Raw genomic sequence first — 23,519 nt, forward strand, 5'->3', positions numbered from 1 at the left:
GGCGCGAACACATCGTGCCCGGCTGTCCCGTACGTCGAGGGCCGGTGAAGAGTGCACGATGGGCGATTTCGGCGTTTGAAGACCCACCGCTCGTGCCATTGCCACCATTCGGCCCGGGGAGTGAAGTGGAGCCTGTAAGCAACCCGTGAGACGGCTCCGCCAGGCCGCTCGCCGCAAAGAATGCGAGTGAGTGATGAAGGCAGAGTCAGGGCTGAGAGTCGGAGTCGTCGGCTGCGGATATTGGGGTTCGAAGCACGTACGCACCCTCCTGTCGCTCGAAGCGGTGTCGAGCGTGTGCGTGATCGATCCGAGCGACGAGAGGCGTGCCGCGGTCACGCGTGTGTATCCGCGTGTGGGCGAGTACGGAGCTCTCGCCGACGCGTTGGGACAGCTCGACGCGGTGGTGATCGCTGTGCCACCGACACTGCATGCCCCCCTCGCGCTGGAAGCCATCGCCCGTGGGGTCCACGTCCTGGTCGAGAAGCCGCTTGCGCCGACCGTCCGGGAGGGGCAGGCCATGGTGATGGCCGCCGCGAAGAAGGGCGTGACCCTGATGGTGGGCCACACCTTCGAGTATCACTCGGCGGTGTGGGAGCTCCGCTCCATGGTCCAGCGAGGCGAGCTGGGCGACCTGTACTACCTCGACACGGCCAGACTCAATCTCGGTCTGTATCAACGTGATGTCAACGTGGTGTTCGACCTGGCCCCGCACGACGTCTCGATCTTGAACTACGTGCTGGGGTCGACGCCGTCGATGGTCGAGTGCTGGGGAGCGCGCAACGCACACCCGAGGCTCGAGGACGTCGCTCAGCTGAGGCTCTACTACGACGACCCGGGTGTGTTCGCCAACGTCCACGTCAGCTGGCTCAACCCGAAGAAGGTTCGCCAGGTCACGGTGGTCGGTAGCCACAAGATGGTGGTCTTCGACGACCTCAAGGCCGAGCAGCGGGTCAAGGTGCACGACAAGGGAGTCACCGCCCTGACCGACGGCGCGGACCTCACCGCAGTCCCCATGTCGTACCGGCACGGCGACATCGTCTCGCCCTATCTCGCGATGAACGAGCCGCTGCGCGTCGAGGACGAGCACTTCCTGAACTGCGTGCAGACAGGATTGCGGCCGCTCACCGATGGCGAGAGCGGACTCGCGGTGGTCCGGGTGCTGGAGGCCGCGCAACGCGCGATGTGCGACGGGACCGCTGTTCGCCTGCCCGGGCAGGCGCGGGATCTCGCACCTGCCACGTCGCTGAACGGGGCAGCGTCGACCCGCTCGGTCGCCAAGACCGCCCTCAACGGGGCCTCGCACGGGGAGCGAGTCGGATGATTGCCCGGGCAGCCACGGCGGCTCGGTCTCCACGGTCACCGTTCGGCTTTGTCCCGTTCCTGGACCTCGGTACGACGACCGCCGTGGTCGCCACCGAGGTGCGTGTCGGCTGGGAGAAGGTGATCTCGTCCAACCGATTCGTCGGCGGCGAGGAGGTCGAGGTCTTCGAGCGTGAGTGGGCCGAGTACTGCGGAACCGAGTACGCAGTCGGGGTCGGCAACGGGACCGACGCGTTGATCCTGGCCCTGCGCGCCCTCGACATCGGCGCCGGCGATGAAGTCATCGTGCCGGCGAACACGTTCGTCGCCACGGTGGAGGCCATCGTGCTCGCCGGTGCCACACCTCGGTTCGTCGACGTGGACCTGGGCACCGGCCTGATGGGCGCTGCCGAGGTCGAGGTCGCGGTCTCCGACAGGACTCGAGCGATCGTGGCTGTGCACCTGTTCGGTCAGCTCACTGACATGGACGCCCTCGCCCGGTGCGCGACCCGACACGGCTTGGTGCTGATCGAGGACGCCGCCCAGGCACACGGCGCGACGTGGCGCGGCATCCGAGCGGGAGGCTTCGGCGCCGTCGGCTGCTTCAGCTTCTACCCCGGCAAGAACCTGGGAGCGTTCGGCGATGCCGGCGCCGTGGTCACCTCGGATCAGCGCATCGCCGAGCTCATTCGCTCGATGCGCGACCACGGCAGACCGGGAGGTTCGGCAGAACGGCACTATGACCATGTCCGGATCGGGACCAACAGCCGGCTGGACACGGTTCAGGCCGTCACGCTGTCCGCCAAGCTGCCGCACCTCGATGAATGGAACGACGACCGCCGCCGCCTGGCCCGGCTGTATGCCGAGGAGCTCCCATGCACCGTGGTGCCCCTGGGTGAGCTCGAGCAGTGCCGAGGGTCGCGCCACCTGATGGTGGTCAGGGTTCCGCAGCGGGACCGCGTGCGGACCGATCTCGCGGCTCTCGGTATCAGCACCGGCGTCCACTACCCGACGCCGTGCCACGAGCTCGAACCGTATCGGCACTGGTCTCCCGGGCACCTGCCCAACGTGGAGGCCCTGGCCGGACAGATCGTGTCGCTACCGATGTACCCGCGGTTGCCCGACACCGACGTGATGTGGGTCTGTGAAGCGCTCGGGCGAGTCACAGCTGGCCTGGAGCCCTTCCGTGACCGACCAGGGGAGTGAGCCCCGGCAGGTCTTCCTCTCCGAGGAGGACGGCTGGGCATACGGGCCATGGGGACGGGGATTCCTGCGCTGCGGGACGGTGGTCTACAGCGGGTGCACCATCGGGGAACGCCTGGAGACCGGGCACAACGTCGTGATTCGCGAGGACTGCGTGATCGGGGACGACGTGTCGATCTGGAGCAACACCGTGATCGACCCCGGCACCGTGATCGGGCACCGCGTGAAGATCCACTGCAACTGCTACGTGGCGAAATACACCGTGATCGGCGACGACGCGTACCTCGGTCCGGGTGTCAGCATCGCCAACGACTTGTATCCCGGGCAGCAGGGCTCGCGCGAGGTGAGGTCCGGGCCGTCGATCGGGGCGGGCGCCCAGCTCGGCGTGAACACGACGGTGCTCCCGTTCGTGCGGATCGGCGACGGAGCCCTCGTCGGCGCCGGCTCGGTGGTCACCCGCGACGTGGAGCCTGGGTCGGTGGCCTTCGGCAACCCCGCTCGGATGCGTGGACGGGTCGAGGATCTCACGCCGGTGGAACAGCGCGTCGACGGAACAGACGGCCCGGCCGGGCAGCGGTACTCGTGGCGCGAGCAGGACGTGCCAGCGGACGAAGGGCCCGTCCCATGAGCCCGCGGCGCCAGCAGGATCTTCGCCGGCTCAGTCAGTACGCGGGCAAGCGAACGTTCGACGTCGTGGTGGCGTCGCTGCTCCTGATCCTCCTGTCGCCGGTGATGCTGGCGGCCTTCCTGGCCGTGCGCGCGACCAGTCCTGGCGGTGCCGTGTTCCGCCAGGTCCGAGTCGGTGCGTTCGAGCGGCCGTTCGTCCTGCTGAAGTTCCGCACGATGGTGCGCGACTGCTCGCACGAGTCACATCAGGCCTTCGTCCGGCGGATGATGGCCGGCGACGACCCGCGGTCACACGACGGCTTGTACAAGCTGGACCAGGACCCGCGCGTCACCCCGGTGGGACGCTTTCTGCGGCGTACCAGCATCGACGAGCTTCCCCAGCTGGTCAACGTGATTCGCGGCGACATGTCCATGGTGGGCCCCCGTCCTGTCCTGCCGTGGGAGGTCGAGCTCTTCCCGATCTCGGCATTCAGCCGGTTTCTGGTGCTGCCCGGGCTCACCGGCCTGTGGCAGATCAGCGGCCGGAACCGGCTCACGATGCTCGAGGGACTGCACCTGGACGTGGAGTACGTCTCGAGGTGCACGCTGTCCACGGACCTGCTGATCCTCCTCTGCACACCGTGGTCGATGCTGCGCGGAGGCGCCCGATGAAGCCGGCAGGGCACCAGCCGCCGTTCGGGGCCGAGGACCTCGCCATCGATGCCGGTGCGGCCCGAGACACCATGACGGTCGCGGTCTGGACCATGGTCAGCAGGGTGACCGGCGTGGCCCGAGTCATCGTCATCGGCGCCGTGCTCGGACCGACGTACTTCGGCAACTCGTACCAGCTCACGAACGTGTTGCCGAACCTGGTCTTCTACGGCTTCCTGGCCGGATCGCTGCTGTCATCGCTGCTGGTTCCCGCGCTGGTCCGGCACATCGACGCCGGTGACGGCGACGAGACCGGCCGGGTGGCCGGCGGATTTCTCGGCGTCGAGTGGTCGATCCTCGTGGTCGTGGCCCCGGTGGCGATCCTCGTGGTGCCGCTGTTCCTGCCTCACGGGGAATCGGTCGTCCTGCTGGCCGTGCTCGCGGTACCGCAAGTCTTCTGTTACGCGATGGTCGCATCGGCGACCGCGGTGATGTACGCGAACCGTCGCTATCTGCTCGCCGCCGCGGTGCCGGCGCTCGAGAACCTGGGTGTGATCGCAGTCCTGGCCCTTGCCGGTCTTCTGTTTGCAGACCCGTCGGGCGGATCGGTGTCGACCGGTGCGGTCCTGCTGATTGGCGGCGGGTCCACCCTCGCCGTGATGATGCACGCCGGCGTCCAGTGGTGGGGCGTGCACCGATGTGGTGTCACCCTCATGCCGAGGGCCGGCTGGCGAGACCCGGACGTCCGACGGGTCGTGCGCCGCGCAACGTGGTCCATGGCCCAGGCCGGCCTGCTCGCCGCCCAGACGCTTCTGCTGCTGGCCATTGCCGGGCAGGTGGCCGGTGGCACGGTGGCCATGCAGATGTCCTTGAACTTCTACGCGCTGCCGCTGGCGATCGCGGCGGCGCCAGTGGGTCTCGCGCTCCTGCCGAGGCTGTCCCGAATGACCGAGGAGGACCGGGCGAGCGATTTCGCCGCCGCCTACCAGCGCGCTCTGGGGCTGGCACTGTTCCTGGTGGTTCCTGCCGCGCTCGGGTACGTCGTCCTTGCGGTCCCGCTGGCGAATGTCGTGGCGGTGGGCCAGATGTCCAGCACCGTCGGTGTCGCGATGGTCACCGGATCGCTGAGCGCTCTGGCGCTGGGACTCGTGGGCGAGACGTTGTTCGTCATCTCCACGCAGGCCGCGTACGCGCGCGGAGATGCCAGGACACCGCTGCTCTCGATGGTGCTGCAAGGTGTCGTCTGCGTGGCGCTCGTCGTGCCGGTCGCTTTCGTCGATGGTCGCGTGCTGGTCACGTTGTTGGCCGGAGCATTCGCCGCAGCCTCGGTGGTCGGTGGCGTGCATCTGTCGTACAAAGTGAGCCGCGAGCTCGCGCCGGCAACGCACCAGCTGTGGCCGTCCGTCATGCGTACCGTCGCGGCCAGCCTGGCGATGGCCGCGGTGGCATGGTGTGCCGCGGCCGTCGCGACGGCAACGCTGGAGGGCACGTCCGGTTGGCTCGCGGCCAGCGTGGCGGGCACGGTGGCCGGCGTCGCGGCCTATCTGGGAGTGCACCGAGTCCTCGGCTCGGTGGAGCTGACGTGGTTGCTCGACGGAGCCCGTGGCGGTCGGACCGTTCCCGAATCGAGCCCGGCATGATCACCGCCGTCGCCCACCAGAACGGGCCAGTGGTCGTCCCCGCCGAGCGGCCAGATCGGGTCCAGGCGCTCTCCGTCCTGTTGATCGGCTTCGTGGCGGCGGCCGGCACGGGGTTGCTTGCCGCGAGGGCGCCTCTGTTGTGCCTCGGCCTGCTGCTCGGAGCAGTCCTGACAGTGGTCGTCTGGCAGCGCCCGGTTGTCGCGGCCTACCTGCTCATCGGAGTCACCCCACTCGTGGTCGGGATCGACCGGGGCAGGGTGGTGCCCCAGATGCGGGTCAACGAGGCGCTGGCGCTCTTCCTCGTGCTCGTCCTCTGCGCAAGAGCCGCTGTGCACCGCCGGCCCTGGGGCAGAATCCGACTGCACATCGATCCGGTGTCCCGATCGTTCGTGTGGTTCGCGCTCGCCGCTTCCGTGATCCCGCTCATCTTCATGGTCGCTCGCGGCCGCCCGGTGGAGATGGACGACCTGAACCACGCCGCCGTCATGTGGAAGTTCCTGCTCGTGTACGTGATCATCCGTCTCACCGTGCGCACCGACCGCCACGTCACGGTGGCGTTGTGGGTCTCGTTGGTCGTCGCCGTGCTGGTGGGTGTGATCGGCATCCTGCAGTCGCTCGACCTGCTTGGCGTGCGTGAGATGCTCGAGCCGTTGTACGCCCCGTTCGGCTACAGCGATGGCGTCCAATCCGCCCGGGCTGGTTCGACGGTCGGCCTACCAGCCGCCACGGCGGACCTCATGGTGCTCAACCTGGTGGTCGTACTGGGACTGGTGACCCGGAAGCCGGCCCTGGCCAGGTACCTGGCTCCCGTGGCGTTGGTGCTTGTCGTTTCGGTGTTCTCGGCCGCTGAGTTCTCGAGCGTTCTCGGGCTCGTGGTGGCCATGGTGTGTGTCGCGGTGCGGCTGCGCCGGCTCGACCTACTCCGATCGTTGGTGTTGCCCCTGCCGGTTGCAGTGGTGGCGATGTGGCCGACCATCGCACCTCGCCTCGCGGAGTTCTCGTCGCTGCACGGCCTGCCGACCAGCTGGTTGGTGCGCTACCACAACCTGTCGAGCTACTTCTGGCCACAGATCGTCGACGGCAGCAACTTCCTGGTCGGGGTCCGGCCCGCTGCGCGGATACCTGTCGAGGGGACGTTCGGATTCATCTGGATCGAGAGTGGCTACCTGTGGCTGCTGTGGGGAGGTGGCCTGCCGCTGTTCGCGGCGTTCTGCTGGTTCGTGTCGGCGGGCCTGAGGGCGACCGGGCCTGCTGCCCGCCTGCTGGCCACCCCGGCGTCCGTCGCCGCCCTGGCTGCGTACACAGGTCTGGTTTCGTGCGTCGTGCTGATGCTGTTCGATCCACACATCACCTATCGCGGCTCGGCCGACGCATTGTTCGGATTCCTGGCCCTGTCCGCCTGCGGAAGTCAGGTCGTCGAGCAGGGCCGGCGACGACACCATCGAACCGTTCAAGGAGGACCACTGTGAGGGCATCAAGTCTTTCGACAGACCGCAACACCGGGATGCTGCGTCTCTATGCCTGGACGATGATCGTCACGACAGTTCTTGCCGTGGGCGTCGCGTTGTACGTCTCCCGCACCGCCAACCGGTACTCGTCCACCGCGGAGGTCGTGGTGGCCCCGACCATCACGCGGAGCGGCAACTACATCCAGCCGTCGATGCCGACCGAGCAACGAGTGGCGACCTCCACGGGTGTCATCAGCACAGCGGCTGAGCGTATCGGAGTGCCGTACAAGCAAGCGGCCGACCACGTTGTCGTGACGGTGCCTGTTGACACGGAGATCCTGATCTTCACCTACACCGCCGACACGCCCGCCGCGGCGCTGAGCGGTGCGAAGGCCATCAGCGAGGCATACCTCGAGGCGCGCAATCCGAAGACGGGCAAGGATGCGGTCGCCAGCCTCGTCGGCCCACCCGCGTTGCCGTCCACGCCCGTGGGGACCAACTACCCCGTGGTCCTGGGCGTGGCAGTGCTCGGTGGGCTGTTGACCGGATACGTCTTCGCCCGGGCCTGGGACCGGGTTCGGGGTCGGATCCGGACGATCGCTGACGCAGAGCAGTGCACGAACCTCGATGCACTGGCCCTGACGCCGCGCCTGCCGAGCACGTCCATCGAGGCCGATCGACAATGGAAGAAAGGGCACGTACAGCTTGACCCACTCGGCGCACGGGTCCTGGCTGAGATCGAGGGAGAGAAACGGTCCTCCCTGCTCGTGACCGGTGCCGCGTCCGAGTGTGGCAGCACCGCGGTCGCGGTGATGACGGCGCTCGCGCTGGTGCGGATGGGGCGTGTCGTGGTCCTGGTGACCGCAGAAGACCAGGTCGTGTCGCGGATGTCCAGCGACCGGGATTCACAGCGCCGAACCGAGGGCACCTCTCCCGATGTCTGGCCGAATCCGCTGACGGCCGAGCACGAGGGGCTGCATCTTGTGCCCGTGCCCCGGTGGGACAGTGCCGGGATTGCCGCGACGAAGTTGGCGAATCTGCTTCCAGAGCTCCAACGCCGCCTGCCGGAGGCGCTGATCGTCATCGACGGTCCACCGGCCTGGTACAGCGCTGGGATCGCCCTGCGGGTGGACAAGATCCTGCTGGTCGTCGCCCTGGGTCACTGTTCGCGCAAGTCGACCGCGATCGCAGTGCAGGCCCTGGACCACTGCGCCGAGAAGGTGATGGGCATGGTCATCACCCCACGGGGTGGGCGACGACAAGGGTTGGTCCCGGTTCCGGGCACGGTCTCCCGCCAGGCGAGCAGCGTACGGCCCGCGACGCCTGAGGTGGATGCGGCGCCGACGACCTCCCCGCGGTCACCCTCCGGGACTGCTTCCACCCCTCCCGCCCGGACGGACCAGACGGACCGGACGGACCAGACGGACAAGGCGGCCCGGTCGAGTGTTGCCAAGCCCGACCGGACCAGCAATGCCAAACGTCGTCCGAAGCGGCAACCGAACGGTGAACCGACCAGCTCGGTCCTGTCGTGATCTCATCCCGGTTGCCGTCAGGAAAGGGACGAGCGCTCTGGGCTGTCCTCGTCGGGCTACTGCTTCTCACCGTCGTCTCGTTGCTGGCAGCGGGCATGCGAGACGCGACGACGGTGCTGGACCGCGGGGAGCAACAGGGCTCCGCTCCGGCTCCGGATCCGTCGGTCGACCCGCTGGCTCCGGACCCGGACGGATACTTCGCGACGAAGCCGGCGGGCTCCTGGAAGGACCTGCCCTCGGACGAGGCCTGCGCCCGCCAGGTGCACCGCTCGCCGTGGGAGCCCAGGCCGAGCAACACCACGGCCAACCACACGCGGCCCAAGCTCTCCGACGTCCGCAGGTCGTTGGCGTCGCGGCCGCGTGGCGACGGGAGCACGTATGCGCCTCGATTCAACACCTGGTTGCTGCCACGGGTGAGCGGACAGCACACCGGGACCACGGACGAGAACATCCAGTGGGCGGCCTGCAAGTGGGGGATCTCCGACAACCTGCTCAGGGCCATGGCTGCAGCTGAGTCGACATGGTTCCAAGGCTTGCGTGAGCCTGACGGCAGCTGTGTTCCCAAGCGTGGCTGCGGCGACAGCATGCCGCAGCGAACCGCGGAGACCCGGCGGTACTGCCACGAGCTGAGTCGCTACGGGTACGACTACACGCGAGACTACGCCGACGGGCAGTGTCCGCAGACCTTCTCCATCATCGGAGTCATGGCGTGGGAGGACCCGAGCTGGGGTCGGATGGCGAACAACCAGAACGGCACCTTCCCCTTCAGCCGGGACTCGACTGCCTTTGCGCTGGACTACGCCGCCTCCCAGCTGCGGGGGTGCATGGAGGGGTGGATCACCTGGCTGAGCGAACGCGACGGATATCGCCGCGGCGACGTCTGGGGGTGTGTCGGGTTCTGGTACAGAGGTGACTGGAATCTCCCGGGAGCGCGCAAGTACGCCAACCGGGTCAAGAAGCTGATGGACGATCCGTTCTGGCTGCGGCCGAACTTCGGCGAGGACGCGCACCGTTAGCGGACCGACCGGCCGCTACCAGGTCGGCGATGGTCTCGAGGTAGACCTCGCTCTGGCGTTCCCAGGCCAGCTGCGACAGCACTCGCTCGCGACCGACCCGGCCGAGCCGCAGGCGCTCCATGGGGCGGTCGAGCAGGCTGACCAGCTCGCGGGCCAGCGCCTCGGTGTTCCCGGGAGCCACCAGTACCGCCGCGCCCTCGGCCAGCCGCCGCGTCTCCTGCATGTCGTAGGCCACCAGCGGCAGCCCGACTCCGAGGTAGTCCATCGCCTTCACGGGGGTGACTTCGGGTTGCAAGGACGAGTCCATGCCTACATCGGCGGCGGCGAGATGGCGATACAGATCCACGTCGCTCAGCCAACCCGGGAACCAGACGTTCTCGCGAAGGCCGAGCTCGTCGACCATGAGCCGCAGCTCCTCGAGGCACTCACCGTCTCCGATCAGCGCGAACACGACGTCGTCACGACCCCACGTGTGGACCACACGTTCGGCCACCCTGACCACATCGTCGACCCGGTCCTGTCGACCCATCTTGCCGGCCCACGCCACGACGAAGGAGAAGTCGCGTCGAAGGTGCGAGGGCGTGGGTAGGTGCGTTTCCTCGCGCCCGCGTTCGAGCCGCTCCAGCACAGGCCCGTTGCGGACCACGTGGACGCTCTCGGGCGCGCCACCCGAGCCGATCAGGCGATCGCGCAAGTGGTCGTTGACGGTCAGACTCGCGTCGACATGAGCCTGGGTACGCCTCTCCAACCAGTGCAGCACCTGCATGGCTCGTGCCGGCGCGGAAGCGTATCTCTGCGCCACCGTCTCAGGCATCAGGTCACGCTGGTCGAGCAACACCGTCACGCCGAGTCTTCGAGCCAGCGCGGCGATCGGGAAGTACAGGTCCGGTGGCTGACAGATCTGCAGGACGTCGATGCGCTGACGCAGGTGCAGCTGGACCAGGCGCGGGATCTGGCGTGTCAAGGAGGCGGCGTACTCGCGAACGTGTCCCATGGTGGAGGCGCCGTCCGCCGGCGCCCGGTACTCGAGCAGTGTCAGTCCCGGCCGGTCTCGCCACAGGTCGTTGTCGTCATCGCGGCGCGTGATCACCGAGACCCGGCATCCAGCCGCGCAGAGCGAGTCGACCTGCTTGCGCAGGCGACCGTCAACGCCGAGCGACACGTTCTCCACGATCGCCGCGACGTGGACCCCGCGGAGGTCGGTCATGAGCGGCTCGACGAGGCATCAGTGCCGACCGGTTCGGTCTGTCGACCGGTCAACGGCGAGGACCACGCCACCACGGCCTCGCCCGCGGCAGGGCCACGAACCACCCATTCCTCGTCGGCCAGCTCGGGGACCGACCGCGCACGGCGGCGCCACCAGGCAGCGACCTCTCGCGGGAGTGCGTGCCACGCCTCGGGGTCAGCGCTCAGCTGATCCAGGAGGTCGCTCCACGCCCGAAGCATCCCAGGGCAGTGCACATAGTCGGGATGGGCGATCATCAACACCAGACCGCCCCGCAATCGAAGCGCGTCGACCTTGGACCGCCACACGGACCCATCCGTCATGCCGAGGACCTCGAACAGCGTGTGGTCCTGTGGCAGCGTGATCGGGAGCTCGACGAGGTCGTCGATGAAGTACGGCAGGTACGTGCAGCAACCGCCCGGGCGCGGCTCGTGCGGTGCACTGTCGGTGTAGGACGAGTCGTAGTCGAAGCCGAGCAGAGGCATCAGCTCCCACGATCTCTGCGTGGCAGGAGACCGGAAGCCGACCGCACCCCAGTGGTCCGCCCAGGCCCGCATGGCGGGAAGTCGCTTGCGCAGCATGCGCCTCGATGCCAGGTCTCGACCGTCGTGGCGCAAGCCGTGCACCCCGATCTCGCAGCCCTCGGACCGCAAGCCGTCGAGCAGCTCGTCGGCGACCGCGTAGCGCTCCGGCACCAGGTTCCACACGGACCGCAGGCCACGCGCACGCTCAGGGGCCCGCAACGCCTCGATCGCGTCGCGGCCGGTCGAGGTCTCGACGTCATGGGTCAGCACGAAGGCAGATGCGTGGCCGTGCGGCCATGGACGCAGGTACGGGACGGGCTCCCCGGCGATCTGCTCGAGCCGTTCCAGCAGCCAGTCGTAGAGGTCATGCAGCGCGTGCTCCTCGGGCCACCTGGGGAAGTTCGGATAGCTCAGTCGTGCTGCGTGGCCGCGTCGGAGCATGAGCTGAACCTTCCGTGGCAGCAATGGGCGGATCGTGTAGTAGACCGTCACCACCAGCTGGCGCAGCCGGTTCCGCAGCCGGACGTCATCGAGCTCGGTGTACTGCTCCGACCACAACCAGGACATCGCCTCGCCCGGATCGAACGGAAGGAAGATGCTGCCTCGGTCGCTGGTCCAGACGTGTCCCACGGCAGTACCGTCAAGGTGTTGGACGGGGGTGAGGGGCCGCCACCCCTCACCCCCGATTTCTCGACGACATCCAAGCCCCTCAGGTGACCCGGTGAACACCGGGCACACGAGGTCGATGCCTGCGAGCTTGTGGTGACCCGTCTGGGTGCCGGGCGCGTGGCGGCCCTCCTCGGCGCGGGCCCACAGGAGCCGCGGCCCCAGCGGTGACGAAGAGGCGTGCAGTGCGCCGACGTGCCTGGGCAGGCCGCGGCTCAGCGACCGGTCGACGGTCATCGGGATGCGCATGTAGTCGCCGAACGCGAAGGGGGCCGACGACGTGAACATGTGGCACCTTCTTGTCTAGAGTCCGCGGCGGGTGGCCAGGCGGGGAAGGATCCCCAGCTCGGCCAGCATCGGCAAGGGGTCATCGGCTGCCCAGACGGCGCCCACGTCGATCCCGCGCAGGGAGCGCAGGTAGTCGCCGGCGCGGAGGCGGCGGCGGCTCATGTCGCGGAGCGCGTTGGGCACGTCCGTGGCCAGGCGGACCCATCGAACTCCGGAGCGCGCGCGACAGGGCTGCACTGGGAGCCCCAGCTGGTCCCGGTGCAAGAGGGCGGGGAAGTCGACGCCGGCCGCAGCTCCGAGTCCGTGGTAGCCCCACGTTCGGGCGTTGACGTCGAGCAGCTTGACCGCGCCGCTGTGCTCATCCCGCTTGAACTCCAGCTCGACCAGGCCGTAGTAGTTCATCTCTCGCAAGAGTCGTAGCGAGGGTGCTTCCAGCTCCGGCAGATCAACGGTCTCGACGTACGTGCTGGCGCGACCGAAGTCGGACGGGTGCTGGCGCCGTCGGATCACGGTCATCGTCCCCACCGGCTCACCGTCCTTGACGAACGCGCAATAGGCGAGCTGCCCCTCGCCGCCGCCGGGCACCAGCTCCTGGACGATCACTTCCTCGGCCGGGATGATCGCCGTGGCCTGGCGGAACTTCTGCAGCAGCTCTGCTCGATCGTTCGCCCGCCATGCCTTTGCACCGGTCGCGTAGAAGAAGTGCTCCTTGATCGCGGGCTTGATGATCACCGGACTGTCGAAGGCGATCTCGGACAGGTCCGCCTCGCTTCGCGGGAACCAGCAGCGAGGAACCTCGATGCCGAGCCGCGCGGCGACTTGGTACGTCTGGCGCTTGTCCCAGGCGATCCGGACCGACTCCCAGGGCGGTGTCGGGACCCGGAAGGTCCGCGCGAGCTCGTCGCGGTTCCGCGCCACGGCCGCGACCGTCTCCTCGCGGGTCGGGAACAGGACCCACCCGTCGAGTCCGAAGCGACGGGCCGCATCGTGCAGCGCATCCGTCGTGGCTTCCGAGCTGCGCAGTGTCGGCACCCTCAGGGAGCGCTGAACGTACCTAGAAGACGGTGCGATGGAGACCTCGTCGTCGAGCACTGCGACGGGGATGCCGCGCCTGCCCAGGCTCCGGGCGATCCCGAGTCCTTGGTAGTCGCCGCCGACCACCAGCGCTCCCGGGATGCCGTTGGATGCTGCGTACCTCAGGGACCGGCCGGTCGAGGTGATGGTCATCGCGCGACCGCTGCAGAGCGCGGCGTACGTCGAGAAGCTCGCCGCGTGTCCTGCGCCGCAACGGTCTTGGCGATCGCCTTGGAGCTGAACCAGCTGCCGGCCACGAAACGCATGACCGGGCCGAACGAACGCGCAGCCGGAGCCCCCAGGAAGTGCAACCGGGGGACCGAGGACTCCAGGCCGCGCCTGAGCACGGGATAGCCGTCGACGCAGTGAACCTGGTCGACCAGTGCCCGATCGAGGAATGGATAGCGACTGATGTCCACGTCGTACCCGGTGGCGAAGAGCAGGTGGTCCACCCGACGTCTGGTGCCGTTCGAGAGCTGCAGGTCGACCTTGCCTTCATGGGGGATCGCGCGGGTGACGACCGCACCGGTGGTGATCGGCACCTCGGGCAGTCGCGGCTTGAGCCATGCCGCCCCGGCCGGGCGGATCGCGCGTGCGGCAATCACGTCGAAGAGCGGACGGGGGACACGACGGAAGACCTCGGGTGTCGAGACGAGCCGCGAGATCCCGACCGGGCCGACGTCGGTCGGTGAATAGAACACCGGCGCGAAGGGGCCGAGGGACTTCATCAGACCGCCGGTGTGGAGCCAGTGAACCTGCGGCTGCCTGGCCAGCACCTCGACGTCGACACCGCCCTCGTGCATGAGGGCCGCCGACTCCAGGGCACTCTGCCCTGCACCGATGATCGCCACGCTCGTGCCACGGAACCGTTCGTAGTCGCCGTGGTCGGCCACGTGCGAGGCGAGGTCCGTCGGCAGCTCACGCAACATGGCTGGACGTCGGGGGAACTCACCGATGCCCGTGGCGACGAGGACACGGCCGGCGAGAAGACGGGTGTCGTCGTCGAACGTGAGCATGAAGCCACGAGCGTGGCGTTGCAGCTGGACGACCTGCCGGCGGATGACGTCGGGAGCGACGCGACGCTGGTACCAGAGGCCGTAGTCGATGAAGGACGTCAGCGACATGTGCTGTTCGACCACGGCATGAGTTTCAGCGGTGTACCCCTCCATCGACAACGGCCCGGTGACGTCACCGATGGACGATCCAGCGCGGCGCGAGCGCATCCACAGACCTTTGGGCATCGTGTGCCAGAACGACATGGGTTCGCCGATCACGCACACTTCGCGTCCCGCGGCGCGCAGGTGCTCGGTCGCTCCCAGGCCGTGGGGTCCCGCCCCGATCACCGCAATCTCGGTCTCGTCCATGCCGCCTCCGTTGATCGTGAGGCGTCGTGGTGATCGGGCCTCGCGGGTGGGTTTGAACCCACGCTAAGGATGCGAAGGAGACGGCAGAATCCCACGAAGGGGCCATCTTTTTGCCGTAATGGCCCGATGGCGACAATTCGAACATTTGGCTGTGAGGACCTGTGTGTCGATCCGTTGTCGCACAGGACAATGGGGTCAGGAAGGAACCTTCGTCATGACAGTTCAGCTCAATCACACGATCGTGGAGTCCCACGACAAGCAGGAGGCCGCGACCTTCTTCGCCGACATCCTCGGCTTGCCGAGGCCCGAGGCGTACGGGCCGTTCCTTGTCGTGCACACCGGCAATGACGTCTCGCTCGACTTCGTCGATGCCCAAGGTCCGGTGCATCCGCAGCACTATGCGTTCCTGGTCGACGAGGAGGACTTCGACCAGGTGCTTGAGCGGATCACGAACCGCGGCCTGATGTTCTGGGCCGATCCGTTCCACCGGCAGCCGGGCCACATCAACCACAACGACGGCGGTCGCGGCGTCTACTGGGCCGACCCGAACGGTCACAACCTGGAGATCATCACCCGGCCCTACGGCGGATGAACGACAGCGCCGCGACCTTGCCGGTCGTGGCGCTGTGCGTTCCATTCGCCTATGCCTTGAGGCTGCTGAAGAACTCGCGGATGTCGACCGTCAGGACGTCCGGGCGCTCCAGCGAGGCGTAGTGTCCGCCGGTCTCGTGCTCGGTCCAGTGCACGACGTTGCTGTTGTCGCGGTCGGCGAACGTGCGGATCGACTTGAAGTCGTCGGCGAACACCGCAACCCCGGTCGGTGCGTGGTTGACGGCCGGCTCGACCTCGGCGTGTGCCTCCGCGTAGTGATAGCGGCCGACCGACGCCGAGGTGTTGGTGAACCACTCGAGCGACACCTCGGTGAGGATCTGCTCGCGGGTGACCAGGCTCGTGCCGTTGCCGAACGACATGAACAGCTCGTTCCAGGCCAGCTGGCCGACGGGGGAGTCGGAGGTCCCGGCCGCGATCGTCTGGGGCCGCGACGCGTTGATGGCGTTGTAGCCGCCGACCGACTGGAACCACTTCATGTGCTCGAGTGCTGCGTAGTCCTTGGGCTCGAGCTTCTCGAACTCCGCCGGGTCGCCGGACGGGAAGGAGAACAGCTGCAGGACGTGCAGGCCCAGGAACCCTTCGGGCTGCAGCAGGCCGAGCTCGCGGGCGACCATCGCACCGCCGTCGCTGCCGTGGGCGCCGTACGAGTCGTAGCCCAGCCGGCGCATCAAGGTGTCGTACGTCCGGGCGACGCGTGCCATGGTCCAGCCGTGGTCGGTCACTGGCGTGCTGAACGTGAAGCCCGGCATGGACGGGACGACGACCGAGAACGCGTCCTCGGCCTTGCCGCCGTGGGCGACCGGGTCCGTGAGCGGACCGATCATGTCGAGGAAGTCGACGAACGATCCCGGGTACGTGTGGAGCAGCAGGATCGGGGTCGCGTCCGCCTCGGCAGACGGCACGTGGATGAAGTGGATCGTCTGGCCGTCGATGTCGGTGAGGTAGTGCGGGAACTCGTTCATGCGCGCTTCCTGCGCTCGCCAGTCGAACTCGCCGCGCCACTGGGCCACCATCTCCTGGAGGTAGTGGTTGGGCACGCCGTACGTCCAGTCGTCGCCGGGTGCGGGCGCCGGGTAACGGGTGCGGGCGAGCCGGTTGTCGAGGTCATCGATCTCGCTCTGGGGGATGTCGATGACGAACGGGCGGATGTCGGTTGAGGTGCTTCGCTGTGTGGTCATGAAACCACCGTAGAACCGATATAGGAACACTTCGTTCCTAGTTCTGGGATAGATTTCAGACATGTTGGAAACGTCCGCCAGACTGCTCGCCCTCCTCTCTCTTCTGCAGTCCAGGCCGCAGTGGTCGGGCACCGAGCTGGCCGGCCGGCTCGTCGTCACGACCCGCACGATCCGCAACGACATCGACCGCCTGCGTGGCCTCGGCTATCCGGTCAACGCGGAGCGCGGCGTGCACGGCAGCTATCGGCTCGGCGCCGGAGCGGCCCTTCCGCCCTTGCTCTTGGAGGACGACGAGGCGATCGCGGTCGTCCTGGGCCTGCGCGCCGCGTCGACGAGCTCGATCGAGCGGGTCGCGGAGAGCAGCGCGATCGCGCTCGCCAAGCTCGAGCAGGTGCTGCCGTCTCGTCTGCGCCGCCAGGTCACCACGCTCTCGCAGGTGACGACCCAGGTCGCCGACGATGCCGGCATCAACGACGCCGATCCGCGATTCGATCCGGAGACGTTGACGGCGGTCGCCGCAGCGATTCGCGACGTGGAGTGGCTGCGGTTCGACTACGACGGGGAGCCACGGCTGGTCGAGCCGTACCGGCTGGTCAGCTGGGAGCGCCGCTGGTACCTCCTCGGCCGTGACCCGGAGGCCGTCGCGTGGGGGGTCTTCCGGCTCGACCGGATGGAGCTGCGCATGCGTACCGGTCGCCGCTTCGCGCCGCAGCCGCTCCCGGACGAGGATGTGAGTGCGTACGTCATGCGGGCCGTCGCGTACCAGGGATGGGCGGTGCACGCACGCATCACGGTGCTGGCCCCGGCGTCTGAGGTGAGGGCCAGGATCAACCCTGCGGTCGGCATCGTCGAACCGGTCGACGACGAGACCTGTGTGCTCATCACCGGTGCCGACAGTGTCGCGACGACGGCGGTGTACGTCGGCCTGCTCGACATGGACATCCGCGTCGAGGAACCACCGGAGCTCGTCGAGCGGCTGAAGATCCTCAGCCGCCGCTACGGCGAAGCGGTGAGCTGATCTCGCGTTTGTGACTGCGCCCCCGGCAGGACTCCGTCGGGCGCTGAGACTCATTCGTACAGACGCTTAAAGTGGAATATCCTCGCCCTCGCGGTCCCGATGATGGTGACCAACTCCCAGCCTGCTGCCGTCCGCGTGGATGACCACGCGGTCGTAGGGCAGCAACTGTTGATCGTTGCCTGCGATGACCCAACTCCATTCGGAGCCGTCAAGGGGGTCAGCGCCGCTGACTTCCAGCCGAGCGTATGCCCATCTCTTCCTCGCCACGCGGTCTTCGTTGCATCATCAGACCGCTCGTGTACTGAATCAGGCGATACGTAGCACCTGATTAAGATGCTGGACCGCCACCAACTCGCCATCCACCTCGGGGTTTCAAATGGAGTCGGCAGATGATCGTTACATGCGATCGAGAAGATCCGTTTTCTTTGCAGCGAACTCTTCATCCGTGAGGATGCCCGCCGCGTGAAGATCGGCCAGCTTCTTGATCTGGTCAGCAACATCAGGGGCAGGCGGTGGTGCTGTAGATACCGACGACACGGCATTCGCGGGAATGGATCGCAAATCCTCGAGGATGGCCTGGCCAGCGGCCTCGAGAGCCCTGCCGGCCTTGTCATCGCCGCTCAGCATCTGTCCTTCAGTCGAAAGGGTGTGCACCTTTCGATCCGTGACGATGGTGAGGGCGAGGGTGCGCCGCTGCTTGGATGCCAACGGACCGGTCCATGCAGCGCCGATCGTGCTCCGGTCCTGCACCTGCTCCGAGTACTTGATTGACTTCAACTGCTCATAGGGCGACAAGCCAGTCAGCATGTTTAGGCCGCCGCGACCAACCCGGACAAATCCTCCGTCGTAGATGGCGACCCGGGTCAACCCGAACTGCTTCTCGATCATGAGGTTGCCAGCCTTGGTCGCGCCCTCTGCCTGCTGAGCCTTCTGGTTGTCGACCTGAGCCTGCACCTTGTCGACAGCGCCTCGAAGCCAGCCCTTCTTCTCGTCGCTCATGCCACTGATCCTCGCTCATATCGGTGGCTCGTGCGGTCGATTCGGTATTGCGAAACCTGGCGCGAGCGCGGCGGACTGACCGACGAACCCTGCATGATGCTCAATATTCGAGGCAACTGACTCAGCTTGGGCATTGTCCGGGCGTCACCTCGGTAGGCTCAGTCGATGGGCATTTACAGATGAACCACATCCAGACGCGCATCTTGGAGAAGTACGACGGCAAGGTTGACGTATCTGACGCCAAGGATCCCGACGCGGCCATTCGGACCGGGGTCTGGCCGCTTGGGTAGTTGAAGAGTTGTCAGGGTGTACGGAAGGAGCGTCCAAGCCGTAGTCGGTGTGGCTTTGGCGTCCTGAATGGTCAGGCTACGACGCGGTGACCGGGATGTAGAACGGCGCTGAGTCGAACACAAACTTGCCGGCACCTTCGGGGATCGCGGCGCGGTTGCACCCCTCGACGTACTTCCCAGCGTCAAGTTCATCCGTCGGCATGTCGTTGCTGTCGCAGATGAACCCCGAGAACTCGTAGACCTTGCCGTCTTCGCTCTCGAAGTGGCCCTGGAACGACGGGTCGCTAAGCACCGTCGTTCCAGTGTTCTCGACCTTGATGTCGTACTGGAGGAAGCGCGTGAGATCGGGGTAGTCCTCCTCGCCGTCGGGTTCACGCTCGGTGATGGCAACCTTGTTTAAGGTGACGGCCATTTCGCCCGGCTCGCCGTCGTAATTCTCGGTCTCGACCTTGACGGTGGAGCCCTCCTTTAGCTCGGTGGGCTCGGGAGCCTCCTTGGACTCGCTGTCGGTAGCGTCAGCGTCGGAGTCGTCCTCGCCGAAGCCGCTGAACGCGTCCTCGATGCCGGAGGTGATGCGGTGGTTCTCGTACAGCATGCCGGAGTAGAAAGTGCCACCTAGAACGACGAGTGCGCCTACGACGGCGAGGACTTTCTTCAATGAGACCTGCTTGTCCACGGGGAGCCTTTCACCGAGGGAGTACTTGCGATCAAGCAATCGTGCCCGACAGGCTTACCGTTTGTTCACCGATCGCGACAGTGCGTTCCCACAGTCAGGAGCCCAAGACCTTTACGCGTGGCTGCGGAAGCAGGGGGCGGTAGGGCGAAGGCTCGTCAAGGCAAGCAGACCCGGATCGTCGGAATCTCACGTCCACACCCGGATCGTCGGAATCTCACGTCGCTAAGGCGGCACAGGACGGCCCAAGGGCGATCGGCAACGCTCCGAGCGGCAGAGGAGGTGCCCACGATCGTGCCCACGGGCTCAAATCGTCTCACATCGCGGTCGCTATTTCAGCCTGCAATTGCGGCCAAACAGTCTGGCGCCCCCGGCAGGATTCGAACCTGCGCTTCCGCCTCCGGAGGGCGGCGCTCTATCCCCTGAGCTACGGGGGCCGAAATACGGCCAACTGCGGTGTGAGCCTACCCCACAGGCACTACCCTGTTGCGGGTGCCCAGAGTGCTTGTCGTCGACGACACCGCCTCGATCAGATTCCTCATCCGGACCAACATGGAGCTCGCCGGATTCGATGTCGATGAGGCGGTCGATGGTGCCGATTGTCTCGAGTTCCTGCGTACGACCGAGGTGCTTCCCGACGCCATCACGGTCGACGTCATGATGCCCCGCCTCGACGGCATCGCGACGGTCTCGGCGATCCGTGCCGACCCCAGGACCAGGCACATCGCGGTCGTGATGGTGACGACGCAGGGCCACCCAGCCGACATTCAGCGGGCCAAACAGGCCGGGGTCGATGCGTACGTGACCAAGCCGTTCGATCCTGACGGGTTGATCGAGACGGTCGAGGAAGCGATCGAGCAGGCCAAGAATCGTGGCGACGAGTAGGCCAAGTCCTTGAGTGGCGCCATCCCGGGACGTACGGTTGCCGTACACGGATTGGAGGTGGTTCGAGGATATGAATAGCTCTTGGACTTGTGAGGTGGCTGTCCGCTAGCCGCAAGGCTCAGCTAGTGGCAGCGAATTCCCGCAGCCACCCGACCCGCAGGGCGTCGAGTTGTCCACTCGACCGCGCTCCTACTCTCCGGAGGCGAGTGCAGCCCTGCGGGTCGTCCACGTTTAGGGCGCCAACGGGACGGCCGATAGTCTTGGCGGGTGACTCCCGAGCAGCTTTCTGCGGCCATCGTCGGTGCCCTCACCTCCCTCAGCGAGGCGGGGACGATCGCGCTGCCCGACGGGGTGCCGGCCGAGGTGCTGGTGGAGCGTCCGAAGGTCAAGGAGCACGGCGACTACGCCACCAACATCGCGCTCCAGCTGGCCAAGAAGGCCGGCATGAACCCCCGCGAGTTCGCCCAGCTGCTGGCCGACCAGCTTGCTGCGGCTGAGGGCATCGCGAGCGCGGAGATCGCCGGGCCCGGCTTCCTCAACATCCGCGTCGAGGCCGGCGCCCAGGGCGCGCTCGCCCCGCAGATCGTCGCGGCCGGCGAGGCGTACGGCACGAGCGACCTCTACGCCGGACAGAAGGTCAACCTCGAGTTCGTCAGCGCCAACCCGACCGGCCCGATCCACATCGGCGGCGTGCGGTGGGCCGCGGTCGGCGACTCGCTGGGCCGCATCCTGTCGGCGATCGGCGCCGACGTCACGCGGGAGTACTACTTCAACGACCACGGCATGCAGATCGACCGCTATTCCCGCTCGTTGCTGGCCAACGCGCGCGGCGAGGAGGCGCCGGAGGACGGCTACGGCGGCCAGTACATCTCCGAGATCGCCGAGACCGTCGTCGCCAAGCACCCGGACGTCCTGACGCTGCCCGAGGCCGAGGCGCTCGAGACGTTCCGTGCCGAGGGCGTCGACCTGATGTTCACCGAGATCAAGAAGAGCCTGCACGAGTTCGGTGTCGACTTCGACGTCTACTTCCACGAGAACGACCTGCACGAGTCCGGCGCTGTTGAGCGGGCCATCGCGCGGCTCCGCGAGCTCGGCATGATGTACGAGCAGGACGACGCGACCTGGCTGCGTACGTCCGACTTCGGCGACGACAAGGATCGCGTCGTCATCAAGTCCGACGGCCAGCCGGCCTACATCTCCGGCGACCTGGCCTACTACCTCAACAAGCGTGAGCGCGGCTTCGACCGCTGCATCATCATGCTGGGCGCCGACCACCACGGCTACGTCTCACGGATGCTCGCGATGTGTGCCGCATTCGGCGACACCCCGAAGGTCAACCTGGAGCTCCTGATCGGTCAGCTGGTCAACCTCGTACGCGACGGCGAGCCGCTGCGCATGAGCAAGCGGGCCGGCACCGTCATCACGCTGGAGGACCTGGTCGAGTCGATCGGCGTCGATGCCGCCCGTTACGCGCTCGCGCGCTACTCGACGGACTCCACGATCGATCTCGACCTCGACCTGTGGGCCAAGCAGGACAGCGACAACCCGGTCTACTACGTCCAGTACGCCCACGCGCGGCTGTCGTCGATCATCCGCAACGCGGTCGACCTCGGCGTCGTGATCGACGAGTCGACGTTCGACCCGTCGCTGCTGGCGGTCGAGCAGGAGGGTGCTCTGCTGCGGGCGCTCGCCGACTATCCCCGGATCGTCGCCCGTGCGGCCGAGCTGCGCGAACCGCACCGCGTCGCGCGCTACCTCGAGGACACCGCCGCGGCGTTCCACAAGTTCTACGACGTCGCGCACGTGCTGCCCAAGGGCGACGAGGAGCCCAGCGACCTGCACCGGGCCCGCCTGATGCTCGTCGCGGCGACGCGGCAGGTCATCGCCAACGGCCTCGGCCTGCTCGGCGTCAACGCCCCGGAGCGTATGTGATGCGCAGTCACGAGGCAGGCGCGCTTCACGGCCAGTCCGGCGATCGCGGACCGGCCTGGCTGCGTACGCCCGAGGACGCCAACGAGCTCGTCCCGCACCTCTGGTCATCGTCGGTCTCCAAGGTCGACGGGGTGCTGACCGTCGCGGGGGAGTCCGTCACGGATCTCGCCGCCGAGTTCGGCACGCCGACGTACGTCGTCGACGAGGACGACTTCCGGCGCCGCGCCCGCGCGTTCAAGGACGCGTTCCCCAGCGCTGATGTCTACTACGCCGGCAAGGCGTTCCTCTGCGTCGCGACCGCTCGCTGGATCGCCGAGGAGGGACTCAACCTCGACGTGTGCACTGGCGGAGAGCTGGCCGTGGCGCTCAAGGCCGAGTTCCCGCCGGAGCGCATCGGCCTGCATGGCAACAACAAGTCCGTCGCCGAGCTGCGCCGTGCGCTCGAGGTCGGCGTCGGCCGCATCATCATCGACTCGATCGAGGAGATCGAGCGGCTGCGCGACCTGACTGCCGAGCTCGGTGTCACGGCACCGGTCATGATCCGCGTGACCGCAGGCGTCGAGGCGCACACCCACGAGTACATCTCGACGTCGCACGAGGACCAGAAGTTCGGCTTCTCGATCATCGGCGGCGACGCCCTCGACGCCGTACGCCGCGTGCTGGCCGAGCCGGGGCTCGAGCTGCGCGGACTGCACTCGCACATCGGCTCCCAGATCTTCGTGACCGACGGTTTCGAGGTCGCGGCTCGCCGTGTGCTGCGGCTGCACGCCGAGGTCGAGAAGGAGCTCGGCGTCGCACTGCCCGAGTTCGACCTCGGCGGCGGCTTCGGCATCGCCTACACGACGCAGGACGACCCGTCGACGCCCGAGGACCTGGCTCGCGGCATGCTCAAGATCGTCGACGACGAGTGCGCTGCCATGGGGATCGACGTGCCTCATTTGTCGATCGAGCCCGGCCGCGCGATCGCCGGCCCGTCGACGTTCACCCTGTACGAGGTCGGCACGACCAAGTCCGTGGCGCTCGACGGCGGGGCGTCGCGGCGCTACATCTCGGTCGACGGCGGCATGAGCGACAACATCCGGCCCGCGCTCTACGGTGCTGACTACTCGTGCACTCTCGCATCGCGATCCTCGGACGCGCCGGCCCTGCTGAGCCGTGTCGTGGGCAAGCACTGCGAGTCCGGCGACATCGTGGTCAAGGACGAGTTCCTCCCCGGAGACGTCCAGGCCGGCGACCTGCTCGCGGTGCCGGGCACCGGTGCCTACTGCCGTTCGCTGGCCAGCAACTACAACCACGTACCTCGCGCCGCGGTCATCGCCGTGCGCGAAGGCGAGGCCCGCGTCATCCTGCGCCGTGAGACCGAGGACGACCTGCTCGCCCTCGACATCGGCTGACG

At 67.3% G+C, this 23,519-nt stretch carries 20 protein-coding genes and 1 tRNA gene; 13 read left to right on the forward strand and 8 right to left on the reverse strand.

Annotated elements, in window-relative coordinates:
- Window positions 1-193: 193 nt before the first annotated feature.
- From AC1DVU_RS07620 to AC1DVU_RS07655, 8 genes are all read left to right on the forward strand, one after another.
- A complete protein-coding gene (locus AC1DVU_RS07620) occupies window positions 194-1,321 on the forward strand; it encodes a Gfo/Idh/MocA family protein (RefSeq protein WP_476921835.1) in 1,128 nt (375 codons plus the stop codon).
- Entirely contained in the window at window positions 1,318-2,505 is a 1,188-nt protein-coding gene (locus AC1DVU_RS07625; protein WP_476921836.1) for a DegT/DnrJ/EryC1/StrS family aminotransferase, read from the forward strand. Before AC1DVU_RS07620 ends, AC1DVU_RS07625 begins: the two co-directional genes overlap by 4 nt.
- The gene (locus AC1DVU_RS07630) at window positions 2,486-3,130 is read left to right on the forward strand and encodes an acyltransferase (protein ID WP_476921837.1); all 645 of its coding nucleotides are present in this window, start codon (window positions 2,486-2,488) and stop codon (window positions 3,128-3,130) included. Before AC1DVU_RS07625 ends, AC1DVU_RS07630 begins: the two co-directional genes overlap by 20 nt.
- Complete coding sequence (locus AC1DVU_RS07635; protein WP_476921838.1) at window positions 3,127-3,780, forward strand: sugar transferase; 654 nt, start codon at window positions 3,127-3,129, stop codon at window positions 3,778-3,780. Before AC1DVU_RS07630 ends, AC1DVU_RS07635 begins: the two co-directional genes overlap by 4 nt.
- Window positions 3,777-5,399 (forward strand): murein biosynthesis integral membrane protein MurJ, encoded by a 1,623-nt coding sequence (gene murJ, locus AC1DVU_RS07640; RefSeq protein ID WP_476921839.1) that lies wholly within the window; start codon window positions 3,777-3,779, stop codon window positions 5,397-5,399. Before AC1DVU_RS07635 ends, murJ begins: the two co-directional genes overlap by 4 nt.
- Window positions 5,396-6,868 (forward strand): hypothetical protein, encoded by a 1,473-nt coding sequence (locus AC1DVU_RS07645; RefSeq protein ID WP_476921840.1) that lies wholly within the window; start codon window positions 5,396-5,398, stop codon window positions 6,866-6,868. The genes murJ and AC1DVU_RS07645 overlap by 4 nt, the downstream gene beginning before the upstream one ends.
- Window positions 6,865-8,379, forward strand: a complete 1,515-nt coding sequence (locus tag AC1DVU_RS07650) for a hypothetical protein (protein WP_476921841.1) — start codon at window positions 6,865-6,867, stop codon at window positions 8,377-8,379. The genes AC1DVU_RS07645 and AC1DVU_RS07650 overlap by 4 nt, the downstream gene beginning before the upstream one ends.
- A 95-nt stretch (window positions 8,380-8,474) precedes the next feature.
- Window positions 8,475-9,395 carry a hypothetical protein gene (locus AC1DVU_RS07655; RefSeq protein ID WP_476921842.1) on the forward strand — a complete coding sequence of 307 codons (921 nt, stop codon included), beginning with the start codon at window positions 8,475-8,477 and terminating at the stop codon, window positions 9,393-9,395.
- On the opposite strand, the gene AC1DVU_RS07660 is transcribed toward AC1DVU_RS07655, so the two are convergent.
- From AC1DVU_RS07660 to AC1DVU_RS07675, 4 genes are read right to left on the reverse strand one after another with little or no spacing between them, the layout of a single operon-like run.
- Window positions 9,331-10,602 carry a glycosyltransferase family 4 protein gene (locus AC1DVU_RS07660; protein WP_476921843.1) on the reverse strand — a complete coding sequence of 424 codons (1,272 nt, stop codon included), beginning with the start codon at window positions 10,600-10,602 and terminating at the stop codon, window positions 9,331-9,333. The genes AC1DVU_RS07655 and AC1DVU_RS07660 overlap by 65 nt on opposite strands.
- On the reverse strand, window positions 10,599-12,098 hold the full coding sequence (locus tag AC1DVU_RS07665) for a polysaccharide deacetylase family protein (RefSeq protein ID WP_476921844.1): 1,500 nt from the start codon (window positions 12,096-12,098) through the stop codon (window positions 10,599-10,601). Before AC1DVU_RS07665 ends, AC1DVU_RS07660 begins: the two co-directional genes overlap by 4 nt.
- Window positions 12,099-12,113: 15 nt before the next feature.
- Window positions 12,114-13,325, reverse strand: a complete 1,212-nt coding sequence (locus AC1DVU_RS07670) for a carboxylate--amine ligase (protein ID WP_476921845.1) — start codon at window positions 13,323-13,325, stop codon at window positions 12,114-12,116.
- Window positions 13,322-14,536, reverse strand: coding sequence for an FAD-dependent oxidoreductase (locus tag AC1DVU_RS07675; protein WP_476921846.1), 1,215 nt, complete (start codon window positions 14,534-14,536; stop codon window positions 13,322-13,324). The genes AC1DVU_RS07670 and AC1DVU_RS07675 overlap by 4 nt, the downstream gene beginning before the upstream one ends.
- A 214-nt stretch (window positions 14,537-14,750) precedes the next feature.
- Between AC1DVU_RS07675 and AC1DVU_RS07680 the strand changes: the two genes are divergently transcribed.
- The gene (locus AC1DVU_RS07680) at window positions 14,751-15,128 is read left to right on the forward strand and encodes a VOC family protein (protein ID WP_476921847.1); all 378 of its coding nucleotides are present in this window, start codon (window positions 14,751-14,753) and stop codon (window positions 15,126-15,128) included.
- 49 nt (window positions 15,129-15,177) lie between these two features.
- On the opposite strand, the gene AC1DVU_RS07685 is transcribed toward AC1DVU_RS07680, so the two are convergent.
- On the reverse strand, window positions 15,178-16,326 hold the full coding sequence (locus tag AC1DVU_RS07685) for an epoxide hydrolase family protein (RefSeq protein ID WP_476921848.1): 1,149 nt from the start codon (window positions 16,324-16,326) through the stop codon (window positions 15,178-15,180).
- Between the two features lie 61 nt (window positions 16,327-16,387).
- Here AC1DVU_RS07685 and AC1DVU_RS07690 point away from each other — a divergent pair, with 61 nt between their 5' ends.
- The gene (locus AC1DVU_RS07690; RefSeq protein ID WP_476921849.1) at window positions 16,388-17,344 is read left to right on the forward strand and encodes a helix-turn-helix transcriptional regulator; all 957 of its coding nucleotides are present in this window, start codon (window positions 16,388-16,390) and stop codon (window positions 17,342-17,344) included.
- Between the two features lie 396 nt (window positions 17,345-17,740).
- Here the strand turns inward: AC1DVU_RS07690 and AC1DVU_RS07695 are convergent, their stop codons facing one another.
- The 3 genes from AC1DVU_RS07695 to AC1DVU_RS07705 form a co-directional block, all read right to left on the reverse strand.
- Window positions 17,741-18,343, reverse strand: coding sequence for an SHOCT domain-containing protein (locus AC1DVU_RS07695; RefSeq protein WP_476921850.1), 603 nt, complete (start codon window positions 18,341-18,343; stop codon window positions 17,741-17,743).
- Between the two features lie 366 nt (window positions 18,344-18,709).
- Complete coding sequence (locus AC1DVU_RS07700; protein WP_476921851.1) at window positions 18,710-19,309, reverse strand: hypothetical protein; 600 nt, start codon at window positions 19,307-19,309, stop codon at window positions 18,710-18,712.
- A 359-nt stretch (window positions 19,310-19,668) separates the two neighbouring features.
- A tRNA-Arg gene (locus AC1DVU_RS07705) sits at window positions 19,669-19,743 on the reverse strand.
- 55 nt (window positions 19,744-19,798) lie between these two features.
- On the opposite strand from AC1DVU_RS07705, the gene AC1DVU_RS07710 reads away from it, so the two are divergent.
- The 3 genes from AC1DVU_RS07710 to lysA all read left to right on the forward strand — a co-directional run bounded on the left by AC1DVU_RS07710 (window position 19,799) and on the right by lysA (window position 23,517).
- Window positions 19,799-20,191: a response regulator gene (locus tag AC1DVU_RS07710; protein ID WP_476921852.1), complete on the forward strand. Its 393-nt coding sequence runs from the start codon at window positions 19,799-19,801 to the stop codon at window positions 20,189-20,191.
- A gap of 267 nt (window positions 20,192-20,458) precedes the next feature.
- Complete coding sequence (gene argS, locus AC1DVU_RS07715) at window positions 20,459-22,123, forward strand: arginine--tRNA ligase (protein ID WP_476921853.1); 1,665 nt, start codon at window positions 20,459-20,461, stop codon at window positions 22,121-22,123.
- A complete protein-coding gene (gene lysA / locus AC1DVU_RS07720; RefSeq protein ID WP_476921854.1) occupies window positions 22,120-23,517 on the forward strand; it encodes a diaminopimelate decarboxylase in 1,398 nt (465 codons plus the stop codon). Before argS ends, lysA begins: the two co-directional genes overlap by 4 nt.
- Window positions 23,518-23,519 lie beyond the last annotated feature (2 nt).

This window comes from Aeromicrobium sp. P2_G6 (assembly GCF_056403535.1).